The 26,885-nt window shown below is 70.8% G+C and carries 26 protein-coding genes; 8 read left to right on the top strand and 18 right to left on the bottom strand.

Annotated elements, in window-relative coordinates; genetic code table 11:
- The first annotated feature begins 278 nt into the window (after positions 1 to 278).
- Positions 279 to 944: a TetR/AcrR family transcriptional regulator gene (locus ACIF83_RS34845; RefSeq protein ID WP_399733067.1), complete on the top strand. Its 666-nt coding sequence runs from the start codon at positions 279 to 281 to the stop codon at positions 942 to 944.
- Between the two features lie 83 nt (positions 945 to 1,027).
- Here the strand turns inward: ACIF83_RS34845 and ACIF83_RS34840 are convergent, their stop codons facing one another.
- Together ACIF83_RS34840 and ACIF83_RS34835 are read right to left on the bottom strand one after the other, a co-directional pair.
- On the bottom strand, positions 1,028 to 2,356 hold the full coding sequence (locus ACIF83_RS34840) for a class I SAM-dependent RNA methyltransferase (RefSeq protein WP_399732930.1): 1,329 nt from the start codon (positions 2,354 to 2,356) through the stop codon (positions 1,028 to 1,030).
- 239 nt (positions 2,357 to 2,595) lie between these two features.
- Entirely contained in the window at positions 2,596 to 4,644 is a 2,049-nt protein-coding gene (locus ACIF83_RS34835) for an APC family permease (protein ID WP_393481113.1), read from the bottom strand.
- 436 nt (positions 4,645 to 5,080) lie between these two features.
- On the opposite strand from ACIF83_RS34835, the gene ACIF83_RS34830 reads away from it, so the two are divergent.
- Together ACIF83_RS34830 and ACIF83_RS34825 are read left to right on the top strand one after the other, a co-directional pair.
- Positions 5,081 to 5,752 carry a TrkA family potassium uptake protein gene (locus ACIF83_RS34830; RefSeq protein WP_145882901.1) on the top strand — a complete coding sequence of 224 codons (672 nt, stop codon included), beginning with the start codon at positions 5,081 to 5,083 and terminating at the stop codon, positions 5,750 to 5,752.
- Positions 5,752 to 6,420, top strand: a complete 669-nt coding sequence (locus ACIF83_RS34825; RefSeq protein WP_393481110.1) for a potassium channel family protein — start codon at positions 5,752 to 5,754, stop codon at positions 6,418 to 6,420. The genes ACIF83_RS34830 and ACIF83_RS34825 overlap by 1 nt, the downstream gene beginning before the upstream one ends.
- 61 nt (positions 6,421 to 6,481) lie before the next feature.
- On the opposite strand, the gene ACIF83_RS34820 is transcribed toward ACIF83_RS34825, so the two are convergent.
- The 8 genes from ACIF83_RS34820 to ACIF83_RS34785 form a co-directional block, all read right to left on the bottom strand.
- Positions 6,482 to 7,249, bottom strand: coding sequence for a DUF3159 domain-containing protein (locus ACIF83_RS34820; protein WP_393481109.1), 768 nt, complete (start codon positions 7,247 to 7,249; stop codon positions 6,482 to 6,484).
- Positions 7,250 to 7,252: 3 nt separating this feature from the next.
- Positions 7,253 to 7,651 carry an OB-fold nucleic acid binding domain-containing protein gene (locus tag ACIF83_RS34815; protein ID WP_393481106.1) on the bottom strand — a complete coding sequence of 133 codons (399 nt, stop codon included), beginning with the start codon at positions 7,649 to 7,651 and terminating at the stop codon, positions 7,253 to 7,255.
- A gap of 43 nt (positions 7,652 to 7,694) precedes the next feature.
- Positions 7,695 to 8,414, bottom strand: coding sequence for a response regulator (locus tag ACIF83_RS34810; RefSeq protein WP_393481104.1), 720 nt, complete (start codon positions 8,412 to 8,414; stop codon positions 7,695 to 7,697).
- Entirely contained in the window at positions 8,408 to 10,966 is a 2,559-nt protein-coding gene (locus ACIF83_RS34805) for an ATP-binding protein (protein WP_399732923.1), read from the bottom strand. The genes ACIF83_RS34810 and ACIF83_RS34805 overlap by 7 nt, the downstream gene beginning before the upstream one ends.
- A gap of 126 nt (positions 10,967 to 11,092) precedes the next feature.
- Positions 11,093 to 11,785 (bottom strand): ABC transporter ATP-binding protein, encoded by a 693-nt coding sequence (locus ACIF83_RS34800; RefSeq protein ID WP_398141092.1) that lies wholly within the window; start codon positions 11,783 to 11,785, stop codon positions 11,093 to 11,095.
- 490 nt (positions 11,786 to 12,275) lie between these two features.
- Positions 12,276 to 13,037, bottom strand: coding sequence for a DUF3710 domain-containing protein (locus tag ACIF83_RS34795; RefSeq protein WP_386575855.1), 762 nt, complete (start codon positions 13,035 to 13,037; stop codon positions 12,276 to 12,278).
- A gap of 1 nt (position 13,038) precedes the next feature.
- Complete coding sequence (dut, locus tag ACIF83_RS34790) at positions 13,039 to 13,590, bottom strand: dUTP diphosphatase (protein ID WP_393481228.1); 552 nt, start codon at positions 13,588 to 13,590, stop codon at positions 13,039 to 13,041.
- A gap of 23 nt (positions 13,591 to 13,613) precedes the next feature.
- Positions 13,614 to 14,198: a PaaI family thioesterase gene (locus ACIF83_RS34785; protein WP_393481094.1), complete on the bottom strand. Its 585-nt coding sequence runs from the start codon at positions 14,196 to 14,198 to the stop codon at positions 13,614 to 13,616.
- 112 nt (positions 14,199 to 14,310) lie between these two features.
- Between ACIF83_RS34785 and ACIF83_RS34780 the strand changes: the two genes are divergently transcribed.
- Positions 14,311 to 14,799 (top strand): DUF3093 domain-containing protein, encoded by a 489-nt coding sequence (locus tag ACIF83_RS34780; RefSeq protein ID WP_399732919.1) that lies wholly within the window; start codon positions 14,311 to 14,313, stop codon positions 14,797 to 14,799.
- 16 nt (positions 14,800 to 14,815) lie between these two features.
- Here the strand turns inward: ACIF83_RS34780 and ACIF83_RS34775 are convergent, their stop codons facing one another.
- From ACIF83_RS34775 to ACIF83_RS34760, 4 genes are all read right to left on the bottom strand, one after another.
- Positions 14,816 to 15,736 (bottom strand): hypothetical protein, encoded by a 921-nt coding sequence (locus tag ACIF83_RS34775; protein WP_399732916.1) that lies wholly within the window; start codon positions 15,734 to 15,736, stop codon positions 14,816 to 14,818.
- Between the two features lie 13 nt (positions 15,737 to 15,749).
- On the bottom strand, positions 15,750 to 16,046 hold the full coding sequence (locus ACIF83_RS34770) for a DUF4193 domain-containing protein (RefSeq protein ID WP_005481602.1): 297 nt from the start codon (positions 16,044 to 16,046) through the stop codon (positions 15,750 to 15,752).
- A 393-nt stretch (positions 16,047 to 16,439) separates the two neighbouring features.
- Positions 16,440 to 17,708, bottom strand: a complete 1,269-nt coding sequence (locus ACIF83_RS34765; RefSeq protein WP_393481087.1) for a sensor histidine kinase — start codon at positions 17,706 to 17,708, stop codon at positions 16,440 to 16,442.
- A 6-nt stretch (positions 17,709 to 17,714) separates the two neighbouring features.
- Positions 17,715 to 18,368: a response regulator transcription factor gene (locus ACIF83_RS34760; protein ID WP_003993508.1), complete on the bottom strand. Its 654-nt coding sequence runs from the start codon at positions 18,366 to 18,368 to the stop codon at positions 17,715 to 17,717.
- Positions 18,369 to 18,780: 412 nt separating this feature from the next.
- Between ACIF83_RS34760 and ACIF83_RS34755 the strand changes: the two genes are divergently transcribed.
- Positions 18,781 to 18,954, top strand: a complete 174-nt coding sequence (locus ACIF83_RS34755) for a hypothetical protein (RefSeq protein ID WP_186581674.1) — start codon at positions 18,781 to 18,783, stop codon at positions 18,952 to 18,954.
- Between the two features lie 87 nt (positions 18,955 to 19,041).
- On the opposite strand, the gene ACIF83_RS34750 is transcribed toward ACIF83_RS34755, so the two are convergent.
- Both ACIF83_RS34750 and ACIF83_RS34745 read right to left on the bottom strand, forming a co-directional pair.
- Positions 19,042 to 19,857 (bottom strand): inositol monophosphatase family protein, encoded by an 816-nt coding sequence (locus tag ACIF83_RS34750; RefSeq protein WP_399732911.1) that lies wholly within the window; start codon positions 19,855 to 19,857, stop codon positions 19,042 to 19,044.
- Between the two features lie 8 nt (positions 19,858 to 19,865).
- On the bottom strand, positions 19,866 to 20,993 hold the full coding sequence (locus ACIF83_RS34745; RefSeq protein ID WP_399732908.1) for a ferrochelatase: 1,128 nt from the start codon (positions 20,991 to 20,993) through the stop codon (positions 19,866 to 19,868).
- Between the two features lie 170 nt (positions 20,994 to 21,163).
- On the opposite strand from ACIF83_RS34745, the gene ACIF83_RS34740 reads away from it, so the two are divergent.
- Positions 21,164 to 22,402: an MFS transporter gene (locus tag ACIF83_RS34740; RefSeq protein ID WP_399732905.1), complete on the top strand. Its 1,239-nt coding sequence runs from the start codon at positions 21,164 to 21,166 to the stop codon at positions 22,400 to 22,402.
- Positions 22,362 to 23,690 (top strand): D-arabinono-1,4-lactone oxidase, encoded by a 1,329-nt coding sequence (locus tag ACIF83_RS34735; protein WP_399732902.1) that lies wholly within the window; start codon positions 22,362 to 22,364, stop codon positions 23,688 to 23,690. The genes ACIF83_RS34740 and ACIF83_RS34735 overlap by 41 nt, the downstream gene beginning before the upstream one ends.
- On the opposite strand, the gene ACIF83_RS34730 is transcribed toward ACIF83_RS34735, so the two are convergent.
- Positions 23,614 to 24,375, bottom strand: a complete 762-nt coding sequence (locus tag ACIF83_RS34730; protein ID WP_399732899.1) for a hypothetical protein — start codon at positions 24,373 to 24,375, stop codon at positions 23,614 to 23,616. The two genes, ACIF83_RS34735 and ACIF83_RS34730, sit on opposite strands and share 77 nt — an antisense overlap.
- Before the next feature lie 478 nt (positions 24,376 to 24,853).
- Here ACIF83_RS34730 and sepH point away from each other — a divergent pair, with 478 nt between their 5' ends.
- Positions 24,854 to 25,894 (top strand): septation protein SepH, encoded by a 1,041-nt coding sequence (gene sepH, locus ACIF83_RS34725; RefSeq protein ID WP_393481074.1) that lies wholly within the window; start codon positions 24,854 to 24,856, stop codon positions 25,892 to 25,894.
- Between the two features lie 60 nt (positions 25,895 to 25,954).
- Here the strand turns inward: sepH and ACIF83_RS34720 are convergent, their stop codons facing one another.
- Entirely contained in the window at positions 25,955 to 26,806 is an 852-nt protein-coding gene (locus ACIF83_RS34720) for a sulfurtransferase (RefSeq protein WP_393481072.1), read from the bottom strand.
- Between the last annotated feature and the right edge of the window lie 79 nt (positions 26,807 to 26,885).

Below are 26,885 nucleotides of genomic sequence, written 5' to 3'. Positions count from 1 at the left end.
CCGTCTCAGTCAAGTCACTAGCTAGTAGCTACTAACTAATTCGCCCTGGTAGCCACTGGCGGACCTGCGGCCCCGGAGTGGAAGTGGGTGATGTCCGATACCGGTCGGCGACTGGACGACGGGGTGTGCTGCACACCGGGCAAGACGCGACCACGGTGCGGATCAACTGCTGGGCAACCAGGCTGTCTTCCCGTGTGACATTGACCAATGCTCGGGGAAATTGTCCCGCAGCGCTGTCCCGAACAACGGTGCCGCCCGATGGAGAGGTCTTGGCGAACATGGTTGAGGGGGCGCCCTCGTACCGGCGCGACCGGTCACGACTGCCGGCCGCCGAGCGGCGGCGCCAGATCATCGACGTGACCTCCGCACTTATCGCAGATCGCGGTTTCTGGGGACTGTCGATGCAGGACGTGGCCGATCGCTGCGGGCTCACCGTTCCGGGTGTGCTGCGTCATGTCGGTTCCAAAACCGGCTTGCTCATCGCCGTGCTGGAACACCGAGATGTCGAGGATGCACGATCGCTTCGCGCGCACCTCGGCGTCGGTGAGGAGGAGGTCCCGGACGAGTGGTCCGCCGACGGCCCCCACGGAGTCGGTCTGCGGCAGTTGTGCTCGGCGACGATGCAGCGCAACTCGGAACAACCGGAGTTCGTCCGGCTCTTCACGGTGCTCGAAGCCGAGTCGCTGACACCAAGCCATCCCGCGCACGCCTACTTCGTGAAGCGGCAAGACCAAGCGATAGCCGCCTTCGCGTCCTTGGCCAGGGACATCAGCGACCATCCCGAATCGCTCGCCCGGCACATCGTGGCGATGATGGACGGCCTGCAGATTCAGTGGCTGCGAGCGCCGAAGACGGTCGACCTGGTTCGGGAATGGGAGTCCGCCGCCGGGGCGCTGTTCGGTGAACGGAAGGACGACGCGCGCACGAAGAAGCGGAGCGATTGACGGTCGCTGCCACGCGCGGGGACCGAAACCCTCTGCGGAACCGCAACCGCGTCATGCCCCCGCACACTCAAAGAAACCGCAGGTCAGCGACCCTTTGCAGTAGGCTCAAGGATCGCCACGCACTCCACATGATGCGTCATCGGAAACAGATCGAACGCCCGAAGCGTCCGCACCCGGTACCCACCCTCGCGGAAGTACGCCAGATCGCGAGCCAGCGCAGCCGGATCGCAGGCGACGTAGGCGACGCGGCGGGCGCCGAGGGAGGAGAGGTGTTCGACCGTCTTGCGGCCGGCGCCGGCGCGGGGCGGGTCGAGGACGATGAGGTCGACCTCGGTGATGCCGGTGCGCGGGAGGACCGACTCGACCTTGCCCTGTTCGATGCGGACCCGGGGGAAGTCGGCCAGGTTGTGGCGCGCGTCCTCGACCGCGCGTTTGCCGGACTCGATGCCCAGGACCGCGCCCTTCTCACCGAGGCGGTCGGCGAGGGCACCGGCGAAGAGGCCCACGCCGCAGTAGAGGTCCAGGGCCATCTCGCCCTTGCGGGGCAGCAGGCCCTGCATGACCGCCGTCACCAGCGTGTCCGCCGCCTTCGGGTGGACCTGCCAGAAGCCGCCGCTGCCGACCCGGTGGGTGCGGCCGTCGGCGCGCTCGCGGACGAAGGGGCGGCCGTGGACGCGGTGCACGCCGCCGTCCTTTTCGTCGACCCGCATCACCGACACCGGCTTGTCCAGTGCGACGATCGGGAGGCGGGCGCCGGGCCTCGGAGTCAGGATCACCTGGCGGTCCTGCGAGCCCGTCGCCGCGATCGCCTCCACCGACTCCATGCCGGTCCAGTCGCGCTTCTCGATACCCAGCTCGGTCACGCCCGCGGCGGCGATCATGCAGTGGTCGACACGCTCGACCTCGTGCGAGCGGTGACGGCGCAGACCGGCGTGGCCCTCCGCGTCGACGGCGTACTGCACGCGCGTCCGCCACTGCGGGACCTGACCCGCCGGGACCTTGTCACCCTCGGCCGGCATCACGGTGCCGTCCCAGCCCGCCTCCTCGGGCGTGAGGCCCGCGAGCCGCTGGAGCTGCTCGGCGATCACCTCGCCCTTCAGTCGCCGCTGGGCGCCCGGCTTGGCGTGCTGCCAGTCGCAGCCGCCGCAGCGGCCGGGGCCGGCGAAGGGGCAGGGAGCCTCGACGCGGTCCTTCGATGCCTCCAGGATCTCGACGGCGTCCGCCCGCAGGAAGCGTGCGCCCTCCTCGCCCTCGGTCACCCGGGCCACCACCCGCTCTCCGGGCAGCGCGTGCCGGACGAACAGCACCTGGCCCTCGGAGGTACGGGCGATGCAGTGGCCGCCGTGGGCGACGGGGCCGATCTCGACCTCGTATTCCTCGCCCACCAGAGACTTGGTCGGTTCTGCCTGCATGGTGGGGTGACTCCAGATCGGGGAGGAAATCGGGAAGGGAAGTCGGGAACGGTGCTTCGGGAAGGAAAAGGAAGCGGCCGCAGCCGGTGGGCCTGACAACAGCCCACCAGTCTACGGCCTTCCCCGCGCGCCCAAGACCTGCGCGCCTCAGACGTGCACGCCTCAGGCTTGTGCGCCTCAGGCTTGTGCGCCTCGGTCCCGCCGGCCCCCAAGCCCTCAGCGTCGCAGCCCCGCACGCCTCAGTCCTTGACCGCCGACTCCTTCGGCCGCTCCGCCGCCGGACCACGCCGCACCGCACCCGGCGCGTTCCACTCCTGCCGCTTGCGGGCGCGCAGCTTGGCCGCCTCGGAGGAAGCCAGCTGGTAGGGGACGGAGGTCACCATCACGCCGGGCGTGAACAGCAGGCGGCCCTTCAGGCGCAGGGCGCTCTGGTTGTGCAGCAGGTGCTCGTACCAGTGGCCGACCACGTACTCGGGGATGATCACCGAGACCGCGTCGCGCGGGGACTCCTTGCGCAGGCCCTTGACGTACTCGATGATCGGCCGCGTGATCTCGCGGTACGGCGAGTCGAGGACCTTCAGCGGTACGTCGATGCCGCGCCGCTCCCACTCCTCCTGCAGTGCCTTGGTCTCCGCCGGGTCGACGTTGACGGTGAGCGCCTCCAGGGTGTCCGAGCGCATCAGCTTGGCGTAGGCCAGGGCGCGCAGGGTGGGGCGGTGGATCTTGGAGATGAGGACGACCGAGTGGACGCGGGAGGGGCGGACACTGTCGTCGGTCGGTCCCTCGGGGGCCGCGATCTCCTCGGCGACGCGGTCGTAGTGCTTACGGATCACGGTCATCGTCGCGTAGAAGATGCACATGCCCAGCAGGGCCACCCAGGCACCGTGCGTGAACTTCGTGACGAGGACGACGACCAGCACCAGGCCGGTGAAGAAGGCACCGAACGCGTTGATCGCGCGGGAGCGCACCATGTGGCGGCGCTTGGCCTGGTCCCGCTCCGTCGCCAGGTGGCGGTTCCAGTGCCTGACCATGCCCGTCTGGCTGAGCGTGAAGGACACGAACACACCGACGATGTACAGCTGGATCAGGCGCGTGGAGTCGGCGCCGTAGATGACCGTCAGCATGGCCGCCGCGCCGGCGAGCAGCACGATGCCGTTGGAGAAGGCGAGGCGGTCGCCGCGGGTGTGCAGCTGGCGCGGCAGGTAGCGGTCCTGGGCGAGGATCGAGCCGAGCAGCGGGAAGCCGTTGTACGCCGTGTTGGCCGCCAGGAAGAGGACCAGGGCGGTGGCCGCCGCGAGCACGATGAACAGGAAGCTGCCCTTGCCGAACACCGCCTCGGCGACCTGGGAGATCACCGGGTTCTGGACGTAGTGCGAGCCGAGGGCGACGCCGTTGTGGATCAGGTCGGTGGCCGGGTTCTCGGCCATGCGGACCTTGGTCACCATGGCGAGGGCGATGATGCCGCAGAACATGGTCACGGCCAGCAGGCCCATCATCGCCAGCGTGGTCGCCGCGTTCTTCGACTTGGGCTTGCGGAAGGCCGGGACGCCGTTGGAGATGGCCTCCACGCCGGTGAGCGCGGCACAGCCGGAGGAGAAGGCGCGCAGCAGCAGGAAGACGAGGGCGAAGCCCGCGAGGCCCTGGTGTTCGGCCTTGATGTGGTAGTCGGCGGTGGGCGCCAGCATGGTGTCACCGAGGACCAGGCCCCGGAACGCGCCCCACGCGATCATGATGAAGACGCCGCCGACGAAGACGTACGTCGGGATCGCGAAGAGCTTGCCCGACTCCTTCACGCCGCGCAGGTTCATCAGCGTCAGCAGGACGATCACGGCGACGGCGCAGAGCACCTTGTGCTGCACCACGAAGGGGACCGCCGAGCCGAGGTTCTCGATGCCGGAGGCGATCGAGACGGCGACGGTCAGGACGTAGTCGACGAGGAGCGCGCTCGCGACGGTGAGGCCGGCCCTGGGGCCGAGGTTGGTGGTGGCGACCTCGTAGTCACCGCCGCCGCTCGGGTAGGCGTGGACGTTCTGCCGGTACGAGGCGACGACCGTGAACATCAGCACGACGACCGCGACCGCGATCCAGGGGCTGAAGTGGTAGGCCGACACGCCCGCGATGGACAGGACCAGCAGGACCTCCCCCGGCGCGTAGGCGACGGAGGACAGCGGGTCGGAGGCGAAGACAGGGAGTGCGATGCGCTTCGGCAGGAGCGTTTCGCCCAGCCGGTCACTGCGCAGTGCGCGCCCGATCAGGATCCGTTTGGGCACGTCGGTCAGTTTGGACACGACAGAGGATCGTAGGCCTTCGAACAGGCAGCCGCCCACCCGGCATCCCCGTTCTGCCTCATGAGTGAAATCACGGGCGCACGGAACTGCGGATTCCGTGGTTCGCGCGCCCTCCGTGTCTAGATGGCAGACCCCGCCTGTCTTCGCACTTCGGAGGTCCCATGCCGGCGACCGCAGAGCTGATCGGGGCCACGGTCGCCCTGGTCGGCCTCGGAATCCTGACCCTGTTCAGCGTGCGCAGCATCACTCGCCGGTCGGCGCCGTCGGCCACCCGCAGGTGAGCGGCGCCGGATGAACGTCGTCAGGTGATCACAGTCGGTGATCGCGGGAAACCCCGGCACAGGGGTGCCCGCCCCGAACCACTCGTGTGTAGCTTTGGGCGTCGGTCTGAGACCCTGATGCTGAGCAGTAACTTTTGGACACCGGAAGGACGGTCGTGCACATCGTCATCATGGGCTGCGGAAGAGTGGGTTCCGCTCTTGCCCAGACCCTGGAGCAACAGGGACACACGGTCGCCGTGATCGACCAGGACCCCACCGCCTTCCGCCGGCTGGGCCCCGGGTTCGGTGGCCGCAGGGTCACCGGGGTCGGCTTCGACCAGGACACCCTGCGCGAGGCGGGCATCGAGGAGGCCGGCGCCTTCGCCGCCGTCTCCAGCGGCGACAACTCCAACATCATCTCCGCGCGCGTGGCCCGCGAGATGTTCGGCGTGGAGAACGTGGCCGCCCGTATCTACGACCCGCGCCGTGCCGAGGTCTACCAGCGCCTGGGCATCCCCACCGTGGCCACGGTCCGCTGGACGGCCGACCAGATGCTGCGCCGCCTGCTGCCCTCGGGTGCCGAGCCGCTGTGGCGCGACCCCACCGGCGGCGTCCAGCTCGCCGAGGTGCACGCCTCCCCGAAGTGGGTCGGACACAAGATCAGCAAGTTGCAGGAGGAGACGGGCGTCCGCGTGGCGTTCCTGACCCGCCTGGGCGAGGCCATCCTGCCCACCTCGCAGACGGTGCTGCAGGAGGGCGACCTCGTCCACGTGATGATGCGGGCGGACGACGTCGACAAGGTCGAAGCGGCATTCGCCGCGGGCCCGGAAGAGGAGGGCGGTCACTGATGAGGGTCGCCATTGCCGGAGCCGGCGCCGTCGGCCGCTCGATCGCGGGCGAGCTGCTGGAGAACGGCCACGAGATCCTGCTCATCGACAAGGCGCCGACCGCCATCTCGGTGGAGCGGGTGCCGCAGGCGGAGTGGCTGCTGGCCGACGCCTGTGAGATCACGTCCCTGGACGAGGCGGCGCTGCAGCGCTGCAACGTCGTGATCGCCGCGACCGGCGACGACAAGGTCAACCTGGTCGTCTCGCTGCTCGCGAAGACGGAGTACGGCGTTCCGCGCGTCGTCGCCCGGGTGAACAACCCCAAGAACGAGTGGCTGTTCAACGAGGCCTGGGGCGTCGACGTGGCCGTGTCCACGCCGCGCCTGATGTCCGCCCTGGTCGAGGAGGCGGTGAGCGTCGGCGACCTGGTCCGCCTGCTCCGCTTCAGCCACGGCGACGCCAACCTCGTCGAGCTGACCCTGCCGGAGGAGTCGGCTCTGGCCGGCACCCAGGTGGGCGACGTCGAGTGGCCGCAGGACACCTCCCTGGTCACGATCATCCGCGGCACCCGCGTTCTGACCCCGTCCAAGGAGGACTCCCTGGAGCCGGGCGACGAACTCCTCTTCGTGGCCGCGCAGGCCCGGGAGGAGCAGCTGGAGGAGCTGCTGTCGGTGCGGCGCGAGAGCTGAACCCACGAGGAAGGGCGCCCTGGAAACCCAGGGCGCCCTTTTTTCGTCGTACGACGGCCGGCTACGCGTCCCGGCGGTGCCGTCCGCCGGTGGGCTCGCCGCCCTCGGCGGCCAGCGCGGCCTTGCGCTCTTCCTCGGCCTTCTCCTCCGCCTCCATCTCCGCGAACACGTCGATCGGGGCGGGCGCCTTCGCGAGGAAGACCCAGGTGAGCCAGACCGCCAGCAGGAACGGCGGGATCTTCAGGGCGACCAGCACCCAGCCGAGCTGGGCGGTGTTGGCCCACCAGTACAGCGGGAAGAGGATCGCGCACTTGGCGAGCAGGATCAGACCCCAGGCCCAACTGGCATTCGCGTAGGCCTTCTTGCGGCCGGGGTTGCGGGTGCGCCAGGAGAGGTTCTCCTTGAAGACCGGGCCGAGGATGAGTCCGATCAGGGGGACACCGGCGAGGGTCGTGATGATGTAGGCCAGCGCCATGCCCAGCGTGTAGAGCATGCCGGGGAGGTAGAAGTCCTTGGCGTTGCCCGTGAACATCGCGAACAGGACGCCGAAGGCCACGCCGAAGACACCGCTGAAGGCGTGCTTGACGGTGTCCTTGCGTGCCAGCCGGACCACGACCAGCACCAGGGACACGGCCAGCGCGGCGATCGCCGAGATGTGCAGGTCCTTGTTGACCGTGAAGATCGCGACGAAGAGGAGACCGGGCAGGACCGTCTCGACCATGCCGCGGACACCGCCGAACGCCTCGAACAGGGCGGCCTCGGTGACCGCGCGGGCGTCGTCCGACTGAGTCTGTTCGGTGTCTTCGGTCGGCTTGTCGAGGGACGTCACCGGCTACTCCCGTCCGAGGGGTCGCAGTTCGTATTTCGGGTTGAACAGCACCCGGCGGCCCCGGCTCATGGAGATCCGGCCCGATGCGATCAGCTTGCGCCCCGGTTCTATGCCGACGATGGAGCGCCTGCCGAGCCACACCACGTCCAGCGCGGCCGAGCCGTCGAACAGCTCGGCCTCCAGGGCCGGGACTCCGGCCCGCGGCCGCAGGGTGACCGTGCGCAAGGTACCAGTTACGGTGACGATCTGGCGGTCCAGACAGTCACCGATCCGGGTGCATCCCGCGGTCTCGGCGTCTTCCCGCAGCTCCTCGGACTCCAGGTCCTCCTGCGAGGTGGAGAGCCGGTCGAGCATCCGCCGGAACCGGCCGACCGGCTTTTGGGAACGAGGAACAGCAGTCATATCTGAAGCGTACCGGGGCCCACCGACACCGCCGTAGCGCAGCTCACTTCTCGAACCGGTACCCCATCCCGGGCTCCGTGATGAAGTGCTTCGGGTGCGACGGGTCCGTCTCCAGCTTCCTGCGCAGCTGGGCCATGTAGACGCGCAGGTAGTTGGTCTCCGTCCCGTACGACGGCCCCCACACCTCCTGCAGCAGCTGCTTCTGGCTGACCAGGCGGCCGGTGTTGCGGACCAGCACCTCCAGCAGGTGCCACTCGGTCGGGGTGAGCCGGACGTCCTTGCCGGAGCGGTTGACCTTCTTCGCGGCCAGGTCGACGGTGAAGCCCTCGGTCTCCACGGTCGTCACGTCGTCCTCGCCCGGCCCGACCGGCTCGGCCCGGCGTACGGCGGCCCTCAGCCGGGCCAGCAGCTCGTCCATGCCGAAGGGCTTGGTGACGTAGTCGTCGGCGCCCGCGTCCAGCGCCTCGACCTTCTCGTCCGAGGAGTGGCGGGCGGACAGGACCAGGATCGGGACACGGGTCCAGCCGCGCAGCCCCTTGATCACCTCGACGCCGTCCATGTCCGGCAGACCCAGGTCGAGGACGATCACGTCGGGGTGGCGGGAGGCGGCGAGCTCGAGGGCGGTCCTGCCGTCGGGGGCCGCGTCGACCTCGTACTTGCGCGCCTTGAGGTTGATCACGAGCGCGCGCACGATCTGCGGCTCGTCGTCGACCACGAGCACCCTCGTGGGGGTCTGGGGGGTCCCCCCAGTGGGGCTCAGCATTGGGTCTGCCTTTCTGGTTCTGTGCTGGACTCCCCGAGGGGGAGGGGCTCGGGAGGCGATCCTGCCGCACGGAGGCTGAGCACCATCGTGAGCCCGCCGCCCGGCGTGTCCTCGGCGTTCAGGGTGCCGCCCATGGCCTCGGCGAAGCCGCGGGCGACCGCGAGACCGAGGCCGACCCCGGCGCCGCGCGGGGCGTCGCCGTAGCGCTGGAAGGGCTCGAAGATGCGGTCCTTCGCCTCGTCCGGGACCCCGGGCCCGCGGTCCACGACGCGCACCTCGACGCGGTCGACTATGGCGCTGGCCGACACCAGGACGCGCTGTCCGGGCGGGCTGTACTTGACGGCGTTCTCCACCAGGTTGGCCACCGACCGCTCCAGCAGGCCGGGGTCGACGGCGGCCATGGGCAGCGTCTCGGGGATGTCCAGCTCGACGCTGTCCTCGGGTACGCCGCCGAGCGCCATCGGGACCACCTCGTCCAGGTCGATCTCCCGGATGAGCGGGGTGACGGTGCCGGTCTGCAGCCGGGACATGTCGAGCAGGTTGCCCACGAGGTGGTCGAGCCGGTCGGCGCCCTCCTCGATGCCCTCCAGCAGCTCCGCCTGGTCCTCCTCGGACCAGGCCACGTCGTCGGAGCGCAGCGAGGAGACGGCGGCCTTGATCGCGGCCAGCGGGGTGCGCAGGTCGTGGCTGACGGCGGCCAGCAGGGCGGTGCGGATGCGGTTGCCCTCGGCGAGCGCCCTGGCCTGGTCGGCCTCCTCCTGGAGGCGCCGGCGGTCCAGCACCACGACGGCCTGCGCGGCGAACGCGGCGAGCACCCGGCGGTCCTCGGCGGGGAGCACCCGGCCGGTCAGGGCGAGCGCCATGTGGTCGCCGATCGGCATGTCGACGTCGGCGTCCTCGGGCCGCTCCAGGGCGGGCCCGAATCCGGCGCGGCCCGCACAGGTCCACGGCTCGACGTCGCTCGCCCGTTCCAGCAGGGCGGCCGATTCCATGGCGAAGGTCTCGCGGACCCGTTCCAGCAGCTCCTCCAGGCCGGTCTCGCCGCGCAGCACGTTGCCGGCGAGGAAGGAGAGGATCTCGGACTCGGCGCGCAGCCGGGCGGCCTGGTGGGTGCGCCGGGCGGCGAGGTCCACCACCGAGGCGACCGACACGGCGACCCCGACGAAGATCGCGATGGCGACGATGTTCTTGGGATCGGCGATGGTCAGCCGGTGCAGGGGCGGGGTGTAGTAGTAGTTCAGCAGCAGCGAGCCGAAGGCCGCGGAGGCCAGGGCCGGCAGCAGGCCGCCGAGCAGGGCAGCGGCGACGGTGACGGCCAGGAACAGCAGCATGTCGTTGGCGAGGCCGAGGTCGACGGTGTTCAGCAGCACCGCCAGGATGGCCGGGCCGGCCAGACCCACCAGCCAGCCCGAGATGATCCGGGTCCGGCCGAGCCGAGCGCCCCGGGCCACGGGCAGTCCGCGGCCCTTGGCGACCTCCTCGTGGGTGACGATGTGGACGTCGAGGTCGGGGCCGGACTCCCGGGCGACCGTGGCGCCGACGCCGGGCCCGAAGACGTACTGCCAGGCCTTGCGGCGCGAGGAGCCGAGGACGATCTGGGTGGCGTTGACGCCGCGGGCGAAGTCCAGCAGCGCGGCCGGTATGTCGTCGCCGACCACGTGGTGGAAGGTGCCGCCCAGGTCCTCCACGAGGGTGCGCTGGACGGCCAGCTCCTTCGGGGAGGCCGAGGTGAGACCGTCGCTGCGGGCTATGTAGACGGCCATGACCTCGCCGCCGGCGCCCTTCTCCGCCAGCCGGGCGGCCCGCCGGATCAGGGTGCGTCCCTCGGGCCCGCCGGTCAGGCCGACCACGATCCGCTCGCGCGAGCCCCAGATGGCCGAGACCCGGTGCTCGGTGCGGTACTCGGTCAGGTACTCGTCGACCCGGTCGGCCACCCACAGCAGCGCCAGCTCGCGCAGCGCGGTCAGGTTCCCGGGCCGGAAGTAGTTCGAGAGGGCCGCGTCGACCTTGTCCGGCTTGTAGATGTTGCCGTGCGCCATACGGCGGCGCAGCGCCTCCGGTGACATGTCGACCAGCTCGATCTGGTCGGCCCGCCGTACGACCTCGTCGGGCACCGTCTCCCGCTGCCGCACCCCGGTGATCGACTCCACCACGTCGCCGAGCGACTCCAGGTGCTGGATGTTGACGGTCGAGATCACGTCGATCCCGGCCGCGAGCAGCTCCTCGACATCCTGCCAGCGCTTGGCGTTGCGGGAGCCGGGGACGTTGGTGTGGGCGAGTTCGTCCACAAGGGCGACGGCGGGGGCGCGGCGGAGCACCGCGTCGACGTCCATCTCGCCGAAGGCGGCACCCCGGTACTCCAGGTCCCGGCGCGGTATCTGCTCCAGACCGTGCAGCATCACCTCGGTGCGCGGCCGGCCGTAGTGCTCGACGTAGGCGACCACGCAGTCGGTGCCCCGCTCCACCCGGCGGTGCGCCTCGGACAGCATGGCGTAGGTCTTGCCCACGCCCGGTGCCGCGCCGAGATAGATCCGAAGCTTGCCGCGTGCCATGGCCCCATTGTCTTCCGGTAACTGCTGCGTACGCAGCGTCGACCTTACGGCCAACGATGCGGACAAACGGGACGATGGCCCGGTCAACAGGGGTCTTTGACGCAACTCTGATGGAGGCCGAGGCCCTCAGTGCTCGACGATCTCCCCGTCGCGCAGCTCCAGCACCCGGTCGGCGAGGTCGAGCAGGGTCGCGTCGTGCGTGGCGACCAGCGCGGTGGCCCCCTCGCTGCGGACGACGGCCCGCAGCAGCTCCATGACCGCGTGGCCGGTCTCGGCGTCCAGCTGGCCGGTGGGCTCGTCGGCGACGATCAGGGCGGGGCGGTTCGCGAGGGCGCGGGCGATGGCGACGCGTTGCTGCTGGCCGCCGGACAGCTCGCCCGGCCGCTGGGCCGCGTGGTCGGCGAGTCCGACGAGGGAGAGCAGCAGGTCGACGCGTTCCTCGCGCTCGCGCGGGTCGGCCCGGCGCAGCCGTAGCGGTACGCCGACGTTCTCGGCGGCGGTGAGGATCGGGATGAGCCCGAAGGACTGGAAGACGAACCCGATGCGGTCCCGGCGCAGCTCCAGCAGGCCGCTCTCGCCGAGCCCGGCCAGATCCTGCCCGTCGACCTCGACCCGCCCCCGGTCGGGGGTGTCGAGTCCGCCGACGATGTTCAGCAGGGTCGTCTTGCCGGAGCCCGAGCGCCCCTTGAGGGCGACGAGCTCGCCGCGCGGGACCTCCAAGGAGACCCCGCGCAGGGCGTGGACGGCGGCGGCGCCGCGCCCGTACGACTTGTGGACGTCCTCGACGCGCACCATGGTCTCGGTGAGCACCTGACTCATTCCGCCTCCCCCGTGTCCCCCGTGCCCCCGTGGGCCGGGCGCCAGTATCGCCGTGGGACGCCCGGCCGTTCAACGGTTCAGTTCGGTTGTCGGCGGCCTCGGGCCAGGAGGAGCCCGCCCAGCCGGTCTGCCGGGGTTGCTGTTCGTGTGGTCCTGGATCACGGCGGACCAGGCGTCCATCAGCGGGCGTTCCCCGGACCAGGTGAAATCCTGGCCGGGGAGCGCGACTTGCCCGCGATCATCGATGAACGTCGCTCACGTGCGAGGCTCTCTCGCCTGGTACGGCGTTCAGGAACGGTTGGAGTAGCAGCCGCACAGCCCTACGAGGGCGTGACGACGCCCAGCAGCTCGCGGTCGGGGACGTCCGTGCTCGCGCCACAGCCGACACGCTCGTCCTCGACCGCCAGCCGTACCCTCGGCCCGCAGCGCAGGCGCCCACGAATACGACCGGGCCGCACCCCGTTCCGGATGCGGCCCTCCTCGCGTCCTACTAACGGACCTCGGTGATCTCCGGTCCGCGCTGCAGCTGGCCCATGCCGCCGGAGAAGCGCGAGCCCTCCTCCTGCTGGACACCCTCGGGAACCATCTGGGCGTCGTTCGGCAGCTTGAGGACGATCGGGTCGCGGGGCGCCATCGGGCCCTCACCGCGGACCACGACGGTGTCCCGGAAGATCTGCTCCAGCAGGCCGGCGACCTGCGGCTGCACGGCGGCCTGACCCGAGATCACACCGCGCAGGAACCAGCGCGGGCCGTCCACACCGACGAACCGCACGACCTGGAAGCCGCCTGTGCCGTCGGGCAGCTGCACCGGCACCTGGGCACGCAGCTCCCAGCCCAGCGGACCCTCGACCTCGTCGACGATGCCGCCCTGCTGGGTGATGCCGCCCGCGATCTCCTCGCGGACCTCGCCCCAGATGCCCTCGCGCTTGGGCGCGGCGAAGGCCTGGAGCTGGATGGCGCTGTCGCGCAGCACGACGGTCGCCGCGACGATCGCGTCACCGGCGACCTCGACCCGCAGCTCCATGCCGTCGACGCCCGGCACGAAAACGCCGCCGAGGTCCACGCGGCCCTCGCCCGGGTCGCGCACCTCGCTGCTGTCCCACGGCCCGTCGGGCCGGGGCTCCGGCTCCAGCCGGACGCGCTCGCGCTCGGCCTCTTCCTCGTCCGCCTCGGTGTCGACGCTGTCGACGACCTGCTCGGCCTCGCCGGCCGCGTCCTCGGCGGCACCCTTCTTCTTGCGACGTCCGAACACGTCACTGTCCTTCCCGGTCGGATACGACCGAAGCGTATCGATTCCCACCCGTCCCGCCGCCCTTGGCGGCCGGACCGCTTGTGCCGCTTTCGTCGCCCACCGAGGCGTGGCCACCGGTGGACCCGAAGCCCCCCTCGGCCCGCGCCGAGCCGGGAAGTTCCGCCACCTCCTGGAAGCGGACCCTCTCGACCTGCTGGACGACCAGTTGGGCAATCCGGTCGAAGCGCTCGAACCGCACTGCCTCGCGCGGGTCGAGATTCACCACGATCACCTTGATCTCCCCACGGTACCCGGCATCCACCGTCCCTGGGGCATTCACCAGGGCGACACCGCAGCGGGCGGCGAGCCCGGAACGTGGGTGCACGAAGGCCGCGTACCCCTCCGGGAGGGCGATCGACACTCCCGTGGGCAGTACGGCCCGCTCACCGGGCTTGAGTTCGCAGGCCTCGGTGGTCCGCAGATCGGCTCCGGCGTCCCCGGGGTGTTCGTACGCCGGAAGCGGTACGTCCGGGGCGACACGGCGGATCAGCACGTTCAGGGGGTCGCGGCGCAGCGGGCCGAGGGAGTGCTCGAAGCTCACGGGTTCACCTCGAAGGCGCGGGCACGGCGGATCTGGTCCGGGTCGCTCATGGCGGCCTGGATCTCCTCCTCGCGGCCGTGGTCGATGAAGTGGTCGACCTTCACCTCGATGAAGAGGGCGTCCGCGCGGACGGCTACGGGCCCTTCGGGGCCGCCGATCCGGCCGGTGGCGGTGGAGTAGATCTTCCGCCCGGCCACGGCGGTGACCTCCGCCTCCAGGTACAGCGTGGTGTCCACCGGGACCGGCCGCACGAAGTCGGTCTCCAGCCGCCCGGTGACGGCGATGGTCCGCAGCAGCCAGTTCAGCGAGCCGAGGGTCTCGTCGAGGGCGCTGGCCAGTACTCCGCCGTGCGCGAGGCCGGGGGCACCCTGGTGGGCGGGCTGGACGGTGAACTCGGCGGTCAGTGAGACACCCTCACCGGCACGCGCCTCCAGGTGCAGGCCGTGCGGCTGCGCGGGACCACAACCGAAACAGTGTTCGTAGTGGGCACCGAGAAGCTCGCCGGGTGCGGGAGCATCGGGGTGCCGTACCGGTTGCACGGCGTCGGCGGGGGGCTGAAGAGCTGCGGAACTACCACTCACAGGCGCAGACCTTACCCGCCCGCCCGTCACCCACCACCGCCGTACCCGACAGCGCTTCGCGCGGGCTGCCCCGACTCCGGCGATATCCGGATACCGTGCCAAGCTTGGCCCCATGCAGCTCTCCGCCACCCCCTACGAAGAACGCCTCACCGCCCCCCGCTCGTGGTGGCTGATCAGCTTCCTCGTGGGCGTCTCGTTCGCCCTGATCCTGCTCCCGTTCGGCACCCTGCCGCTGCTCGGCGGCCTGGTCGGCGGTACGGCCGCGGCCGCGGTGGTGGCCAGTGCCTACGGCTCCGTGCGCATCCGTGTCGTGGGCGACTCCCTGATCGCGGGCGAGGCGAAGATCCCGGTGTCGGCACTCGGCGACGCGGAGATCCTGGACCCGGAGGAGGCCCGCGCCTGGCGCACGCACAAGGCCGACACCCGCGCGTTCCTGCTGCTGCGCGCCTACATCCCCAGGGCCCTGCGCGTGGAGGTCACGGACCCGCAGGACCCGACGCCGTACCTGTACCTGTCGACGCGCGAGCCGGAGCGGCTGGCGGCGGCCATCGAGGCGGCGAAGCACCAGGCGGGCGACCGGGCGAAGGACCAGCAGGCGTAACCGGGCGCGGGGGACGTCAGTCCCCCCAGTCCTCGGGAGGCTCGTCCAGCTTCAGGGGCTTGGCGGGCTTCTCCAGCGGCGGCAGCTCCGGCAGTGCGTCCCACGGCACCTGCATCTTCCGCAGGTCCGCCCGGACCCGCCCGGCGAGCTTTCTGGTGTCCCGGCGGTTCATGACCGCCCCCACCGCCGCGCCCACCATGAACGGCATGAGGTTGGGCAGGTCCCGCACCATCCGCTTCATGATCTGCTGACGCAGCTCGCGCTTCATCTGGCCCCCGAGGGCCGTGTTGATCGTCGACGGCTTCATCACGTCGATCCCGCGCTCCCCCGACCAGGAGGACAGATACGCGGTACTGCGGGCCATCAGGTTCCCCGGAGGCCGCACGCCGTACACCTCGTGCAGCTCGGCGATCATCTTGAGCTCGATCGCGGCGACCCCGGTGATCTCCGCGGCCAGCTCGGTCGGCATGGCCGGCGGCACCGGCAGCATCGCCGCAGCCCCGATCCCGGCCCCGACCGTCGAGGTCGCGCCGGCCGCGCCCGCCACGAGTTTGTCGGCGATCTCCTCGGGCCCGAGGCCCGGGAACTGTCTGCGCAGCGCCGCGAGGTCGCGTACGGGCACACGCGGGGCGATCTCGATGATCCGGTCGGTGATGTACGACAGCCCCGCCCGCGCGCGGCTGCCGCCCATACGGGCACCTTCCCGGGCCAGATCCCGGGCCTTGTCACGGATCACCGCGGCCCGACGCCTGGCGACAGGCGCAGGCCGCCGCGCCGACGTCGGCAGGCCTTCTGGGCCCGACGCCGGTTCGAGCGAGGCTCCCGCACCGGGTGAGCCCCGCTCGCCGTCACGCGCGCCTTGCGGGCCGTCGTACGGCCCCTTGTCCGCTCCCCGCAGGGGGAAGCGGCGCTTCCGTGGAGGGGTCGAGCCAGTCACGGCCGACCCGTCCTCAGTCGCAGTCGCGGCAGATCGGCTGACCGTTCTTCTCCCGGGCCAGCTGGCTGCGGTGGTGCACCAGGAAGCAGCTCATGCATGTGAACTCGTCCTGCTGCTTGGGCAGCACACGGACGGCCAGTTCCTCGTTCGAGAGGTCGGCGCCCGGCAGTTCGAGGCCTTCGGCGGCCTCGAACTCGTCGACGTCCACCGCGGAGGTGGACTTGTCGTTCCGGCGAGCCTTCAGCTCTTCGAGGCTGTCCGAGTCGACGTCATCGTCGGTCTTGCGTGGAGTGTCGTAATCGGTTGCCATGTCGCTCTCCCCCTCTGGGTGTCTGCGGTGTCTCCAGCGCACGTAACGCGTGAGAGGCCGGACTTGTGCCCGACCTGAGGCGGAGATTTTGCCTCACATCAAGGTCTGTTACTCAATCGACACCCAACCCGATCCCTCAAGAGTGATCGGCTTGGATGGCGGTGAGGACCGTACACGGTTCGAATGCCGCACCTCAAAGGCGCCTCACCGTGTACTTCCCGTGATCAAGAGCCCTGAAAACCAGGATTTTCCCGGCTTTACGGCTCCTGTCATGATCACAGAGAGTACATGGCCGGAAATCCGCCCATGTGATCGATCACACAGGGTCAACCTGATCGGGTGCCCTGAAAATTCCGCGCAAAGCGAACATCCTCCGCGTGTGTCGGATCTGCGTCACAGCGGCAGGGTGACGCGCATCACCAGGCCGCCGCCCTCGCGGGGCTGCGCCACGATGTGGCCGCCGTGCGCGCGGGCCACGGACCGGACGATGGACAGGCCGAGGCCCACACCCTTGTCGCTGCCCGTGCGCTCCGTACGGAGCCGCCTGAAGGGCTCGAAGAGGTTGTCGATCTCGTACGCCGGCACGACCGGCCCGGTGTTCGAGACGGTCAGCACCGCCTGCCCGTGCTCCACCTCCGTGGTGACCTCGACCCAGCCTTTCTCGGCCACGTTGTAGCGCACGGCGTTCTGTACGAGGTTCAGCGCGATCCGCTCCAGCAGCACACCGTTGCCCTGCACCACGGCGGGTTTGCGCTCACCGCGGATCTTGACGCCCTTGGCCTCCGCCTCGGCGTGCACCTGGTCGACGGCCTGGCCGGCCACCTCGGCCAGGTCGACCGGTTTGCGCTCGACGATCTGGTTGTCACTGCGGGCGAGCAGCAGCAGGCCCTCCACCAGCTGCTCGCTGCGCTCGTTGGTGGCCAGCAACGTCCTGCCGAGCTGCTGCAGCTCCACGGGGGCGTTCGGGTCGGACAGGTGCACTTCCAGGAGCGTGCGATTGATCGCGAGCGGTGTGCGCAGCTCGTGGGAGGCGTTGCCGACGAAGCGCTGCTGGGCCGTGAAGGCGCGCTCCAGACGCTCCAGCATGTCGTCGAAGGTGTCCGCCAGCTCCTTCAGCTCGTCGTCCGGGCCGTCCAGTTCGATCCGGCGGGACAGATCGGATCCGGCCACCTGACGGGCGGTGCGGGTGATCCGGCCGAGCGGGGACAGCACCCGGCCCGCCATCGCGTAGCCGAACGCGAAGGCGATCACGGCGAGGCCCAGCAGGGCCAGCAGCGAGCGGCTGAGCAGGTCGTCCAGGGCCGACCGGCGCCGCTGGTCGACGCAGTGGCTGATCGCGTCGTTGAAGTCCTGGAGCGAGAGACCGGAGGTGTTCCCGGCCATGTTGATCGCGGGGCAGTAGTCGCTGGTGATCTGCAGCTTGGAGCCCTGGGAGAAGCTGACGATCCGGAACGGCGGCATGTTGCCGGTGGTGATCGCCTGCGCGGCCAGCAGGTAGATGATCGACAGCAGCAGGATGCCGGCGATCAGGAACATGCCGCCGTACAGCAGCGTGAGCCGTATCCGGATGGTCGGGCGCAGCCACGGGAAGGGGGGCTGCGGCCGCCGGGGGTCCCAGGTGGGTTTCGGGGGCGCCTGGGCGGGCGCGGGTGTCGAGGCCACGGCGGATCAGATCCGGTAGCCGGAGCCGGGCACGGTGACGATCACGGGCGGCTCGCCGAGCTTGCGGCGCAGCGTCATGACCGTGACACGGACCACGTTGGTGAACGGGTCGGTGTTCTCGTCCCAGGCCTTCTCCAGCAGCTGCTCGGCCGAGACGACCGCGCCCTCGCTGCGCATCAGTACCTCCAGGACCGCGAACTCCTTGGGTGCGAGCTGGACCTCCTTGCCGTCGCGGAAGACCTCGCGGCGGTTCGGGTCGAGCTTGATGCCGGCGCGCTCCAGGACCGGAGGCAGAGGCACGCTCGTACGGCGTCCGAGGGCGCGCACGCGCGCGATCAGCTCACTGAACGCGAACGGCTTGGGGAGGTAGTCGTCGGCGCCGATCTCCAGGCCTTCGACGCGGTCACTGACGTCGCCGGACGCGGTGAGCATGAGCACGCGCGTGGGCATGCCCAGCTCCACGATCTTGCGGCAGACGTCGTCGCCGTGCACGAGCGGGAGGTCGCGGTCGAGGACGACCACGTCGTAGTCGTTGACGCCGATGCGCTCCAGGGCGGCCGCACCGTCGTACACGACGTCGACGGCCATGGCCTCCCGGCGCAGTCCGGTGGCCACCGCATCGGCGAGCAGCTGCTCGTCCTCGACGACGAGTACGCGCACGTCGCTTGTCCTTCCTGTGTCCACCCGCGTAGCGCTCAGTGAGCGCGCGCGGGCAGGGGTGTCCGTGGGATGTGACCTCCATCCTGCCCTTTTCGGCCATAAGTCGGCTGTAAGGCGGGGTCCGGCCGCAGGGATCCGGCTCCCGGGGCGGGAATGCAGGATTTTCTCTGGCGGTTGAGGTTTCCGCGGAAGGACGTGGGGGGAGGACGGCTTTACACCCCGCGATCACGCTCTGCATGTGCCGCAACACCATGCGGTACATCACAGTCCGCTTCCGCAGAGCGGGCGTGGGTGTCCGGCACCGTCGCCGCCCGGCAGGGCAGCGCTGGGCACCCGCGAGAGACGTGATCGCCCCTTCCGAACGGCACACCCCCGTGCCACCGACCCACGACCCAGGACGAGGGGGCGCAGCATGGACGCATTCACCGCAGGACTTCTGCAGCGCATAAGGGCGACCGAGTCCGACCTGTCGCGGGCTCGTGACGAGGGCGACGACTTCCTCGCCGAGGTGGAGCAGGCCGAGCTCGACGACCTGCGCCGCCTCGCCGCCGAACACGGTGTGGAAGTCGGCGCGTCACGCGTCTGATCGGCCCGCAGCACACAGCGGAACCCCCCGGCGAATCCAGCGCCGGGGGGTTCCGCCGTTCTCGCGTCCTGCGCCGGCGCGGCCCCGTCAGTCGTGCCAGGCCCCGAAGTCCTCCAGCAGGCGCTGAAGGGGCTCGAAGACGCCCGGTGTACCCGCGACCGTCAGATCACGCGAGGGGCGCTCTCCGGGCCGTCCACCGGTCAGCCCGCCCGCCTCCCGCGCGATCAGATCCCCGGCGGCGAAGTCCCAGGCGTTGAGTCCCCGCTCGTAGTACCCGTCCAGGCGGCCGCAGGCCACGTCGCACAGGTCGACCGCGGCCGACCCGCTGCGCCGGATGTCCCGCAGCAGCGGGATCAGCCGGCCGGCCACCTCGGCCTGGTGGGCGCGGACCTCGGCGACATAGTTGAAGCCCGTGGAGACCAGCGCCTGGTCCAGCGGGGGCGCGGGCCGGCAGGACAGCGCCCGCTCGCCCTCCCACGCACCCGTGGCCCAGGCACCGCCGCCGCGCACGGCGTGGTAAGTCTCGCCGCGCATCGGTGCCGCGACGACCCCGACGACGGTCTCGCCGTCCAGCTCGGCCGCGATGGACACGGCCCAGGTCGGCAGCCCGTACAGGTAGTTGACGGTGCCGTCGAGCGGGTCGATCACCCAGCGGACGCCGCTCGTGCCCTCGGTGTCGGCGCCCTCCTCGCCGAGGAAGCCGTCGGCCGGGCGGCGGTCGGAGATCAGGCCGGTGATCAGCTTCTCCGCCGCGATGTCCATCTCGGTGACGACGTCGATCGGGCTCGACTTGGTCCTGGCCACCGCCAGGTCGGCGGGACGGCCGTCCCGCAGCAGCTCGCCGGCGCGAAGGGCGGCCTCCTGGGCCAGGTCGAGCAGGTCCCTGTACAGGGCGTCGGTCACGGGTCTCCTCACGTGTAGGGGCTGTCGGCGCCCGCGGCGGCCGGGTGGGGGGCACGGGCCGGGCAGCAGCCGACCGGGCAGAGGTTGTGGCTCGCGCCGAGTGCGCCCAGGGCGCAGGGGGTGACCTCCTGCCCGCGCTCCACGGCGGCCCGCTCCAGGATCAGCTCGCGAACCGCCGCGGCGAACCGCGGGTCGGCGCCCACGGTGGCCGAGCGGCGCACCGGCAGGCCCAGTTCCTCGGCCTTGGCCGTGGCCTCGGTGTCGAGGTCGTAGAGGACCTCCATGTGGTCCGAGACGAAGCCGATGGGCGCCATGACGACGGCCGGGGCGCCGGCGGCGTGCCGCTCCTCGAGGTGGTCGCAGATGTCCGGCTCCAGCCAGGGGATGTGCGGGGCGCCGGAGCGGGACTGGTAGACGAGCCGCCAGGGGTGGTCGATGCCGGTGCGCTCACGGACCGCGTCGGCGATCAGCTGGGCCACGTCCAGGTGCTGCTCGACGTACGCGCCGCCCTCGCCGTGGGCCTCGACCGGGCCGGAGGTGTCGGCGGCGGCGGTCGGGATGGAGTGGGTACTGAAGGCGATGTGGGCGCCGTCGCGGACGTCCTCGGGGAGCTCGGCCAGGGAGCGCAGCACGCCGTCGATCATGGGCTCGACGAAGCCGGGGTGGTTGAAGTAGTGCCGCAGCTTGTCGATCTTCGGCAGGTCGAGGCCCTCGGCCTGCAGGGTGGCCAGCGCGTCGGCGAGGTTCTCGCGGTACTGGCGGCAGCCCGAGTAGGAGGCGTACGCGCTGGTGGCGAGCACCAGGATGCGGCGCCGGCCGTCGGCGACCATCTCGCGCAGGGTGTCCGTCAGGTACGGCGCCCAGTTGCGGTTGCCCCAGTAGACCGGCAGGTCCAGGCCGTGCTCGGCGAAGTCCTTGTGCAGGGCGTCCAGCAAGGCGCGGTTCTGGTCGTTGATCGGGCTGACCCCGCCGAACAGGAAGTAGTGCTGCCCGACTTCCTTGAGCCGTTCCTTGGGGATGCCGCGCCCACGCGTGACATTCTCCAGGAACGGGACCACGTCGTCGGGGCCTTCGGGGCCGCCGAACGAGAGCAGGAGCAGGGCGTCGTACGGGGTGGCATCGAGCGCGTCTGGCATGGGTCGATCCTGCCACCCGGCTCTGACGGCCGGGCAACAGCGGAGTGAAGAGTCGAGTTCCAACCGGTTTAGTCCGGTATTTCCGGCTGCGATTCCTAGTGCAATTAGGGTCACCTAACTCGTAAGCTGTATCAGCCGCATTCGCGCCTTACCGATGCCCCGGAGACCACGTGCCCAGCCCCTACCGCGCCCTGTTCGCCGAGCCCGGCACCAAGAGCTTCTCCGCCGCCGGCCTCGTCGGCCGGATGCCACTGTCGATGATGGGCATCGGCGTGGTCACGATGGTCTCCCAGCTCACCGGGCGCTACGGCCTCGCGGGCGCGCTGTCCGCCACCATCGCCCTGTCCGCGGCCACGGTCGGGCCGCAGATATCCCGGCTGGTGGACCGGCACGGCCAGCGCCGGGTGCTGCGCCCCGCGACCCTGGTGGCGCTCCTGGCGGCCGCCGGACTGCTGCTCACCGCTCATCTCGGGTGGCCGGACTGGATGCTGTTCGTCTGCGCGGCCGGCATCGGCACGGTGCCGAGCCTGGGCGCGATGATCCGGGCCCGCTGGGCGGCCCTGTACCGGGGCACGCCGAAGCTGCACACCGCCTACTCGTTCGAGTCGGTGGTGGACGAGGTGTGCTTCATCTTCGGGCCGATCATCTCCATCGGCCTGTCCACGGCCTGGTTCCCGGAGGCGGGTCCCCTGCTGGCGGCCTGCTTCCTGGCCGTCGGCGTCTTCTGGCTGACCGCCCAGCGCGCCACCGAGCCGGAGCCGCACCCGCGCGAGCGGCACGACGGCGGCAGCGCGTTGCGCTCGGCCGGGCTCCAGGTCCTGGTGGCGACCTTCGTGGCCACGGGGACGATCTTCGGGGCGGTCGACGTGGTCACCGTCGCCTTCGCCGACGAGCACGGCCACAAGGCGGCCGCGAGCGTGGTGCTGGCGCTCTACGCGGCCGGTTCCTGTGTCGCGGGTGCCGTCTTCGGGCTGCTGCGCTTCTCGGGAGCCCCGGAACGTCGCTGGTTGCTGGGCGTGGGGGCGATGGCCGTGAGTATGATCCCCCTCCTACTGGTCGGAAACTTGTCGCTTCTGGCCGTGGCGCTGTTCGTTGCGGGGCTGTCCATCGCACCGACGATGATCACGACGATGTCCCTCATCGAAGAGCACGTACCTCGCGCGAAGCTGACCGAAGGCATGACCTGGGTGAGCACCGGCCTCGCGGTCGGCGTCGCGCTCGGCTCCTCCGTGGCCGGCTGGGTGATCGACGCAGCCGGCGCGCGTGCCGGGTACGGGGTTCCGGTCGTGTCCGGAGCCGTCGCGGTCGCGGTCGGTTTCCTGGGGTACCGCCGGCTCCGCAGGCCGGCCGCGGGTCGGGGAGGCACCGTTGAGCACCACAGCGAGCGCGAAGAACGGCACCTGGCGTAACTGGGGCGGCAATGTCGCCGCCCGCCCCGCCCGGCAGGTCGAGCCGGCCTCGGTGGAGGAACTGGCCGCGGTCGTGCGCAAGGCGGCCGAGGACGGCCTGAAGGTGAAGGCGGTCGGCACCGGGCACTCCTTCACGTCCATCGCCGCCACCGACGGTGTGTTGATCCGCCCTCAACTGTTGACCGGTATTCGCAACATTGACCGGGACGCCATGACCGTCACGGTCGAGGCGGGCACCCCGCTCAAGAGACTCAACGCGGTCCTGGCGCGCGAGGGTCTGTCGCTCACCAACATGGGCGACATCATGGAGCAGACCGTCTCCGGTGCCACCAGCACCGGCACCCATGGCACGGGCCGCGAGTCGGCCTCCATCGCCGCCCAGATCAAGGCGCTCGAACTCGTCACCGCGGACGGCTCGGTGCTCAGCTGTTCCGAGAAGGGGACCGAAGAAGAACGCGCGGTCTTCGCGGCCGCCCGGACAGGCCTCGGCGCACTCGGCATCGTCACCGCGATCACGTTCGCCGTGGAGCCGCTCTTCCTGCTCACCGCGCGCGAGGAGCCGATGCCCTTCGAGCGGGTGCTGGCCGAGTTCGACCAGTTGTGGGCCGAGAACGAGCACTTCGAGTTCTACTGGTTCCCGCACACCGGCAACACCAACACCAAGCGGAACAACCGCAGCGCGGGCCCCGAGCAGCCCGTGGGGCAGCTGGCCGGATGGTTCGAGGACGAGTTCCTCTCCAACGGCGTCTTCCAGGTGGCCCAGTGGGTCGGCCGCGCCGCCCCCGCGACCATCCCGGCGATCGCCCAGATCTCCAGCAAGGCGCTGTCCGCGCGGACGTACACCGACATCCCTTACAAGGTCTTCACCTCTCCGCGCCGCGTGCGCTTCGTGGAGATGGAGTACGCCGTCCCGCACGCGGCCCTGACCGACACGCTGCGCGAACTGAAGGCCATGGTCGACCGCTCCGGCCTGCGCGTCAGCTTCCCGGTCGAGGTGCGCACCGCCCCGGCCGACGACATCACCCTGTCCACCGCCTCCGGCCGGGACAGCGCGTACATCGCCGTCCACATGTTCCGGGGCACGCCGTACCAGGCCTACTTCACCGCTGCCGAGCGCATCTTCACGGCGCACGAGGGCCGGCCGCACTGGGGCAAGGTGCACACGCGCGACGCGGAGTACCTCGCCGAGGTGTACCCGCGCTTCGGCGAGTTCACGGCGTTGCGGGACCGTCTTGACCCGGAACGGCTGTTCCAGAACGACTACTTGCGGAGGGTTCTGGGGGCGTAGGCGTCGCCGTGGACCCGCTGGGCGTGGGGGTCGGGGTGGCCGCGTCGCCGCTCGGCTCCCCGCTCGCCGGGTCGCTCGCCGGGTCGCTCGGCGCGGGCGTCGCACCGTGGGTCGCACCAGCGCCGCCGTCGACACCCGTCGACGACACGTCCGAATACGACGGGTGGGTCGAAGGGGCTGAGGGAGCCGAAGGGGCCGTGTCCTCACCGGACTTCGGGGAGGACGGACCCCGGCCACCGACGGCGTCGCTGACCGTCGTACCCGTGCCGCCGCTGAAGCTGCTGCCGGACACCAGCTCGGACACCGTGATGCCGGCCATGGTGACGCCGAAGACGAGGGCGGCCGCGAGGACCGGGCGCCTCCAGCTCTTCACCCGCGCGCGGTGGACGGTCCCCTCGGTGAACTCGGCCGGAGCCGGTGGTACTTGATCGTCCGGCGCCCGCACCTTCTGCCGGGCGGGACCCGCGGCCTCCCGGATCTGCTCCCCGGTCCGCCGGAAGAAGTGCTGGAAGAGGGTGCCGCCGCAGGTGGCGACGGCACTGACGACGCCGGCACCGAGGATCGTGCGGTACACCCCGAAGTACGAAGCCAGTTTGGCCGCCACGACCGCCGCCACCGCACTGCCCGCGACCTGGGGGACGCTCAGGTCGATCCGCCTCCGACTCGCGTCGGGCGTTTCACGCATACCCGAACTTGCCTTCCTTTCCCGTACTTGAAGGACTTGATCGATCGACTGCAGGAGAAAGGGACGTGCGAACGAAACCATTAGTTCCGTTTCTGGGGATTTCGTGAAGTTCGCCACGTTCATGATCGGCAAACCGGGTTGCGTACGGCCAAGTCGCATCCCTTGCGAGAAGTTGGGCGGCGCGCCAATCCACGCACGTGGTCCAAATGGAGTACTGTTGCGAGCCCTGGGTCCGGTCTCCCACCAGGGTGTCCGCGGCCTTGCAGGACCGCCGGGAGGGGGCTTGTTGCACAGGGTGATGGAGTTCGTCACTTAGCGTTGCGAATAGGTAACCGTGCCATAACGGCGATCCAGGGCCCGCGCCCGACACGCCGGGCAACTCGGCAAGGTTGTGGCAGGCTGCACCCGGGCAGGCCACACTCGACTAGCGGAAGCAGCGACGCACGTGACGTCGGCAGGCACCACCCGGGAGGTCCCCATGCCCGAACTGCGTGTCGTGGCCGTCTCGAATGACGGCACACGGCTGGTGCTCAAGGCTGCCGACTCTACGGAGTACACGCTTCCGATCGACGAACGGCTGCGCGCCGCCGTGCGCGGCGACCGGCCACGCCTCGGTCAGATCGAGATCGAGGTGGAGAGCCATCTCCGCCCCCGCGACATCCAGGCCCGTATACGTGCGGGTGCCACGGCGGAAGAGGTGGCCCAGCTCGCCGGCATTCCTGTCGACCGGGTGCGGCGCTTCGAGGGTCCGGTACTGGCCGAGCGCGCCTTCATGGCCGAGCGGGCCCGCAAGACCCCGGTCCGCCGCCCCGGCGAGAACTCCGGCCCGCTGCTCGGCGAGACCGTCCAGGAGCGGCTGCTGCTGCGCGGTGCCGAGAAGGACACCGTGCAGTGGGACTCCTGGCGCCGCGACGACGGCACGTGGGAGGTCCTCCTCGTCTACCGGGTCGCGGGCGAACCGCACTCGGCGAGCTGGACCTACGACCCGCCCAGGCGGCTCGTCCAGGCCGTGGACGACGAGGCGCGCTCGCTGATCGGCGAGTCCGACGACCTCGCCGTACCGGAGCCGAGTTTCCCGTTCGTCCCGCGCATCGCAAGGCTGCCGCGCGAGCGTTCGATGGACCGCGCCCTCGACCGGAGCGACCGGGAGCGGCCGAGCCTGCCGGCGCAGTCGTCCGAGCCCGCCGAGGAGAGCACGGGCGAACGCGACTCGCTCACCAGTCTGCTGGAGGCGGTGCCGAGCTTCCGGGGCGACCTGGTGGTCCCGGAACGGCCCGTGGAGTCCCCGGAGGAGCCCGCCGAGGAACCCGCGGCGGAGGAGCCCCCGGCGCCCGCCGCCTCGGCCGGCTCCGCCTACGCGGACGTCCTCATGCCCCGCTCGGTGGGCAGCCATCGCGACCGGCTCATCGGCGCCACCGACCGCCAGGCCGAGGCCGACGGCGTCCGCCCCGGCCGCCGCGCCGCGGTACCGAGCTGGGACGAGATCGTGTTCGGGACCCGGCGCAAGAAACAGGAGTAAACCGGCCGTACGGCCGTATGAAGTGGGGGCACGCGTGCGTGCCCCCACTTTTTCCGTTGCCTACTGCGGGTCCGGCCCCACCGCGACCGGACGGGACGGGTCCGAGGACCACTCCGACCAGGAGCCGACGTACAGCGCCGCCGGAATGTCCGCTACCGCGAGGGCCAGCACCTCGTGCGCGCCCGAGACGCCCGAGCCGCAGTAGACGCCCACCGGCGCCTCCTCGGACACTCCCAGGGCCTTGAAGCGGTCCCGCAGGTCCGCCGCGGGCAGGAAACGGCCGTCCGGGCCCACGTTCTCGTTCGTCGGCGCCGACACCGCGCCCGGGATGTGCCCGCCGACCCGGTCGATCGGCTCCACCTCGCCGCGGTACCGCTCCCCCGCACGCGCGTCGAGCAACACGCCCGAGCGGGCCAGGGCGGCGGCCCCGTCCGCGTCGAGCAACCCGGCAGCGTCGGGCGCCGGTTCGAAGTCGCCCTCCGCCGGGTCGGGCACGTCCGTCGACAGCTGCCCCTGCCAAGCCGGCAACCCGCCGTCGAGAACCCGCACGTCCGGGTGACCCGTCCAGCGCAGCAGCCACCACGCGCGCGCCGCCGCCCAGCCCTGTCCGCCGTCGTAGACGACGACCGGACGGCGGGCCGACACGCCCGCGCGGCGCATGGCCGCGCCGAACTCCTCCAGGTCGGGCAGCGGATGGCGACCGCGTTCCCCGGGGGCCGAGGCCAGCTCCCGGTCCAGGTCGACGAAGACCGCGCCGGGGAGGTGCCCGGCCGTGTACTCGGCCCGGCCGTCGAAGGCGGGGGCGCCCGCGGCCTTGGCCATGGTCAGCTGCCATCGGACGTCCAGCAGGACGGGCGGGCGCTCCCCGGTCAGGTCGGCGGCGAGTTCGGTTGCGGTGATGATGGCTGTCATGGGGTCCATCCTTACGTCAGGGGTGGCCGAGGCGTCCAGGTCCGGCTACTCTGCTCCGCCGGGCAGGCTCGATCACGAG

The sequence above is a fragment of the Streptomyces sp. NPDC085866 genome, assembly GCF_044541035.1.
Lineage (GTDB): Bacteria > Actinomycetota > Actinomycetes > Streptomycetales > Streptomycetaceae > Streptomyces.
Note: the sequence above shows the minus strand (reverse complement) of the source record. Positions and strands in the feature narration are given on the sequence as shown.

Excerpts from the sequence above, each read along its gene's own strand:
- sepH (WP_393481074.1), top strand. The coding sequence starts at position 24,854 with ATGCCCGAACTGCGTGTCGTGGCCGTCTCGAATGACGGCACACGGCTG.
- ACIF83_RS34755 (WP_186581674.1), top strand. The coding sequence starts at position 18,781 with ATGGACGCATTCACCGCAGGACTTCTGCAGCGCATAAGGGCGACCGAG.
- ACIF83_RS34805 (WP_399732923.1), bottom strand. The coding sequence starts at position 10,966 with ATGGCACGCGGCAAGCTTCGGATCTATCTCGGCGCGGCACCGGGCGTG.
- ACIF83_RS34770 (WP_005481602.1), bottom strand. The coding sequence starts at position 16,046 with ATGGCAACCGATTACGACACTCCACGCAAGACCGACGATGACGTCGAC.
- ACIF83_RS34720 (WP_393481072.1), bottom strand. The coding sequence starts at position 26,806 with ATGACAGCCATCATCACCGCAACCGAACTCGCCGCCGACCTGACCGGG.
- ACIF83_RS34730 (WP_399732899.1), bottom strand. The coding sequence starts at position 24,375 with ATGCGTGAAACGCCCGACGCGAGTCGGAGGCGGATCGACCTGAGCGTC.
- ACIF83_RS34845 (WP_399733067.1), top strand. The coding sequence starts at position 279 with ATGGTTGAGGGGGCGCCCTCGTACCGGCGCGACCGGTCACGACTGCCG.
- ACIF83_RS34810 (WP_393481104.1), bottom strand. The coding sequence starts at position 8,414 with ATGCTGAGCCCCACTGGGGGGACCCCCCAGACCCCCACGAGGGTGCTC.
- ACIF83_RS34800 (WP_398141092.1), bottom strand. The coding sequence starts at position 11,785 with ATGAGTCAGGTGCTCACCGAGACCATGGTGCGCGTCGAGGACGTCCAC.
- ACIF83_RS34780 (WP_399732919.1), top strand. The coding sequence starts at position 14,311 with ATGCAGCTCTCCGCCACCCCCTACGAAGAACGCCTCACCGCCCCCCGC.
- ACIF83_RS34840 (WP_399732930.1), bottom strand. The coding sequence starts at position 2,356 with ATGCAGGCAGAACCGACCAAGTCTCTGGTGGGCGAGGAATACGAGGTC.
- ACIF83_RS34825 (WP_393481110.1), top strand. The coding sequence starts at position 5,752 with ATGAGGGTCGCCATTGCCGGAGCCGGCGCCGTCGGCCGCTCGATCGCG.
- ACIF83_RS34815 (WP_393481106.1), bottom strand. The coding sequence starts at position 7,651 with ATGACTGCTGTTCCTCGTTCCCAAAAGCCGGTCGGCCGGTTCCGGCGG.
- ACIF83_RS34745 (WP_399732908.1), bottom strand. The coding sequence starts at position 20,993 with ATGCCAGACGCGCTCGATGCCACCCCGTACGACGCCCTGCTCCTGCTC.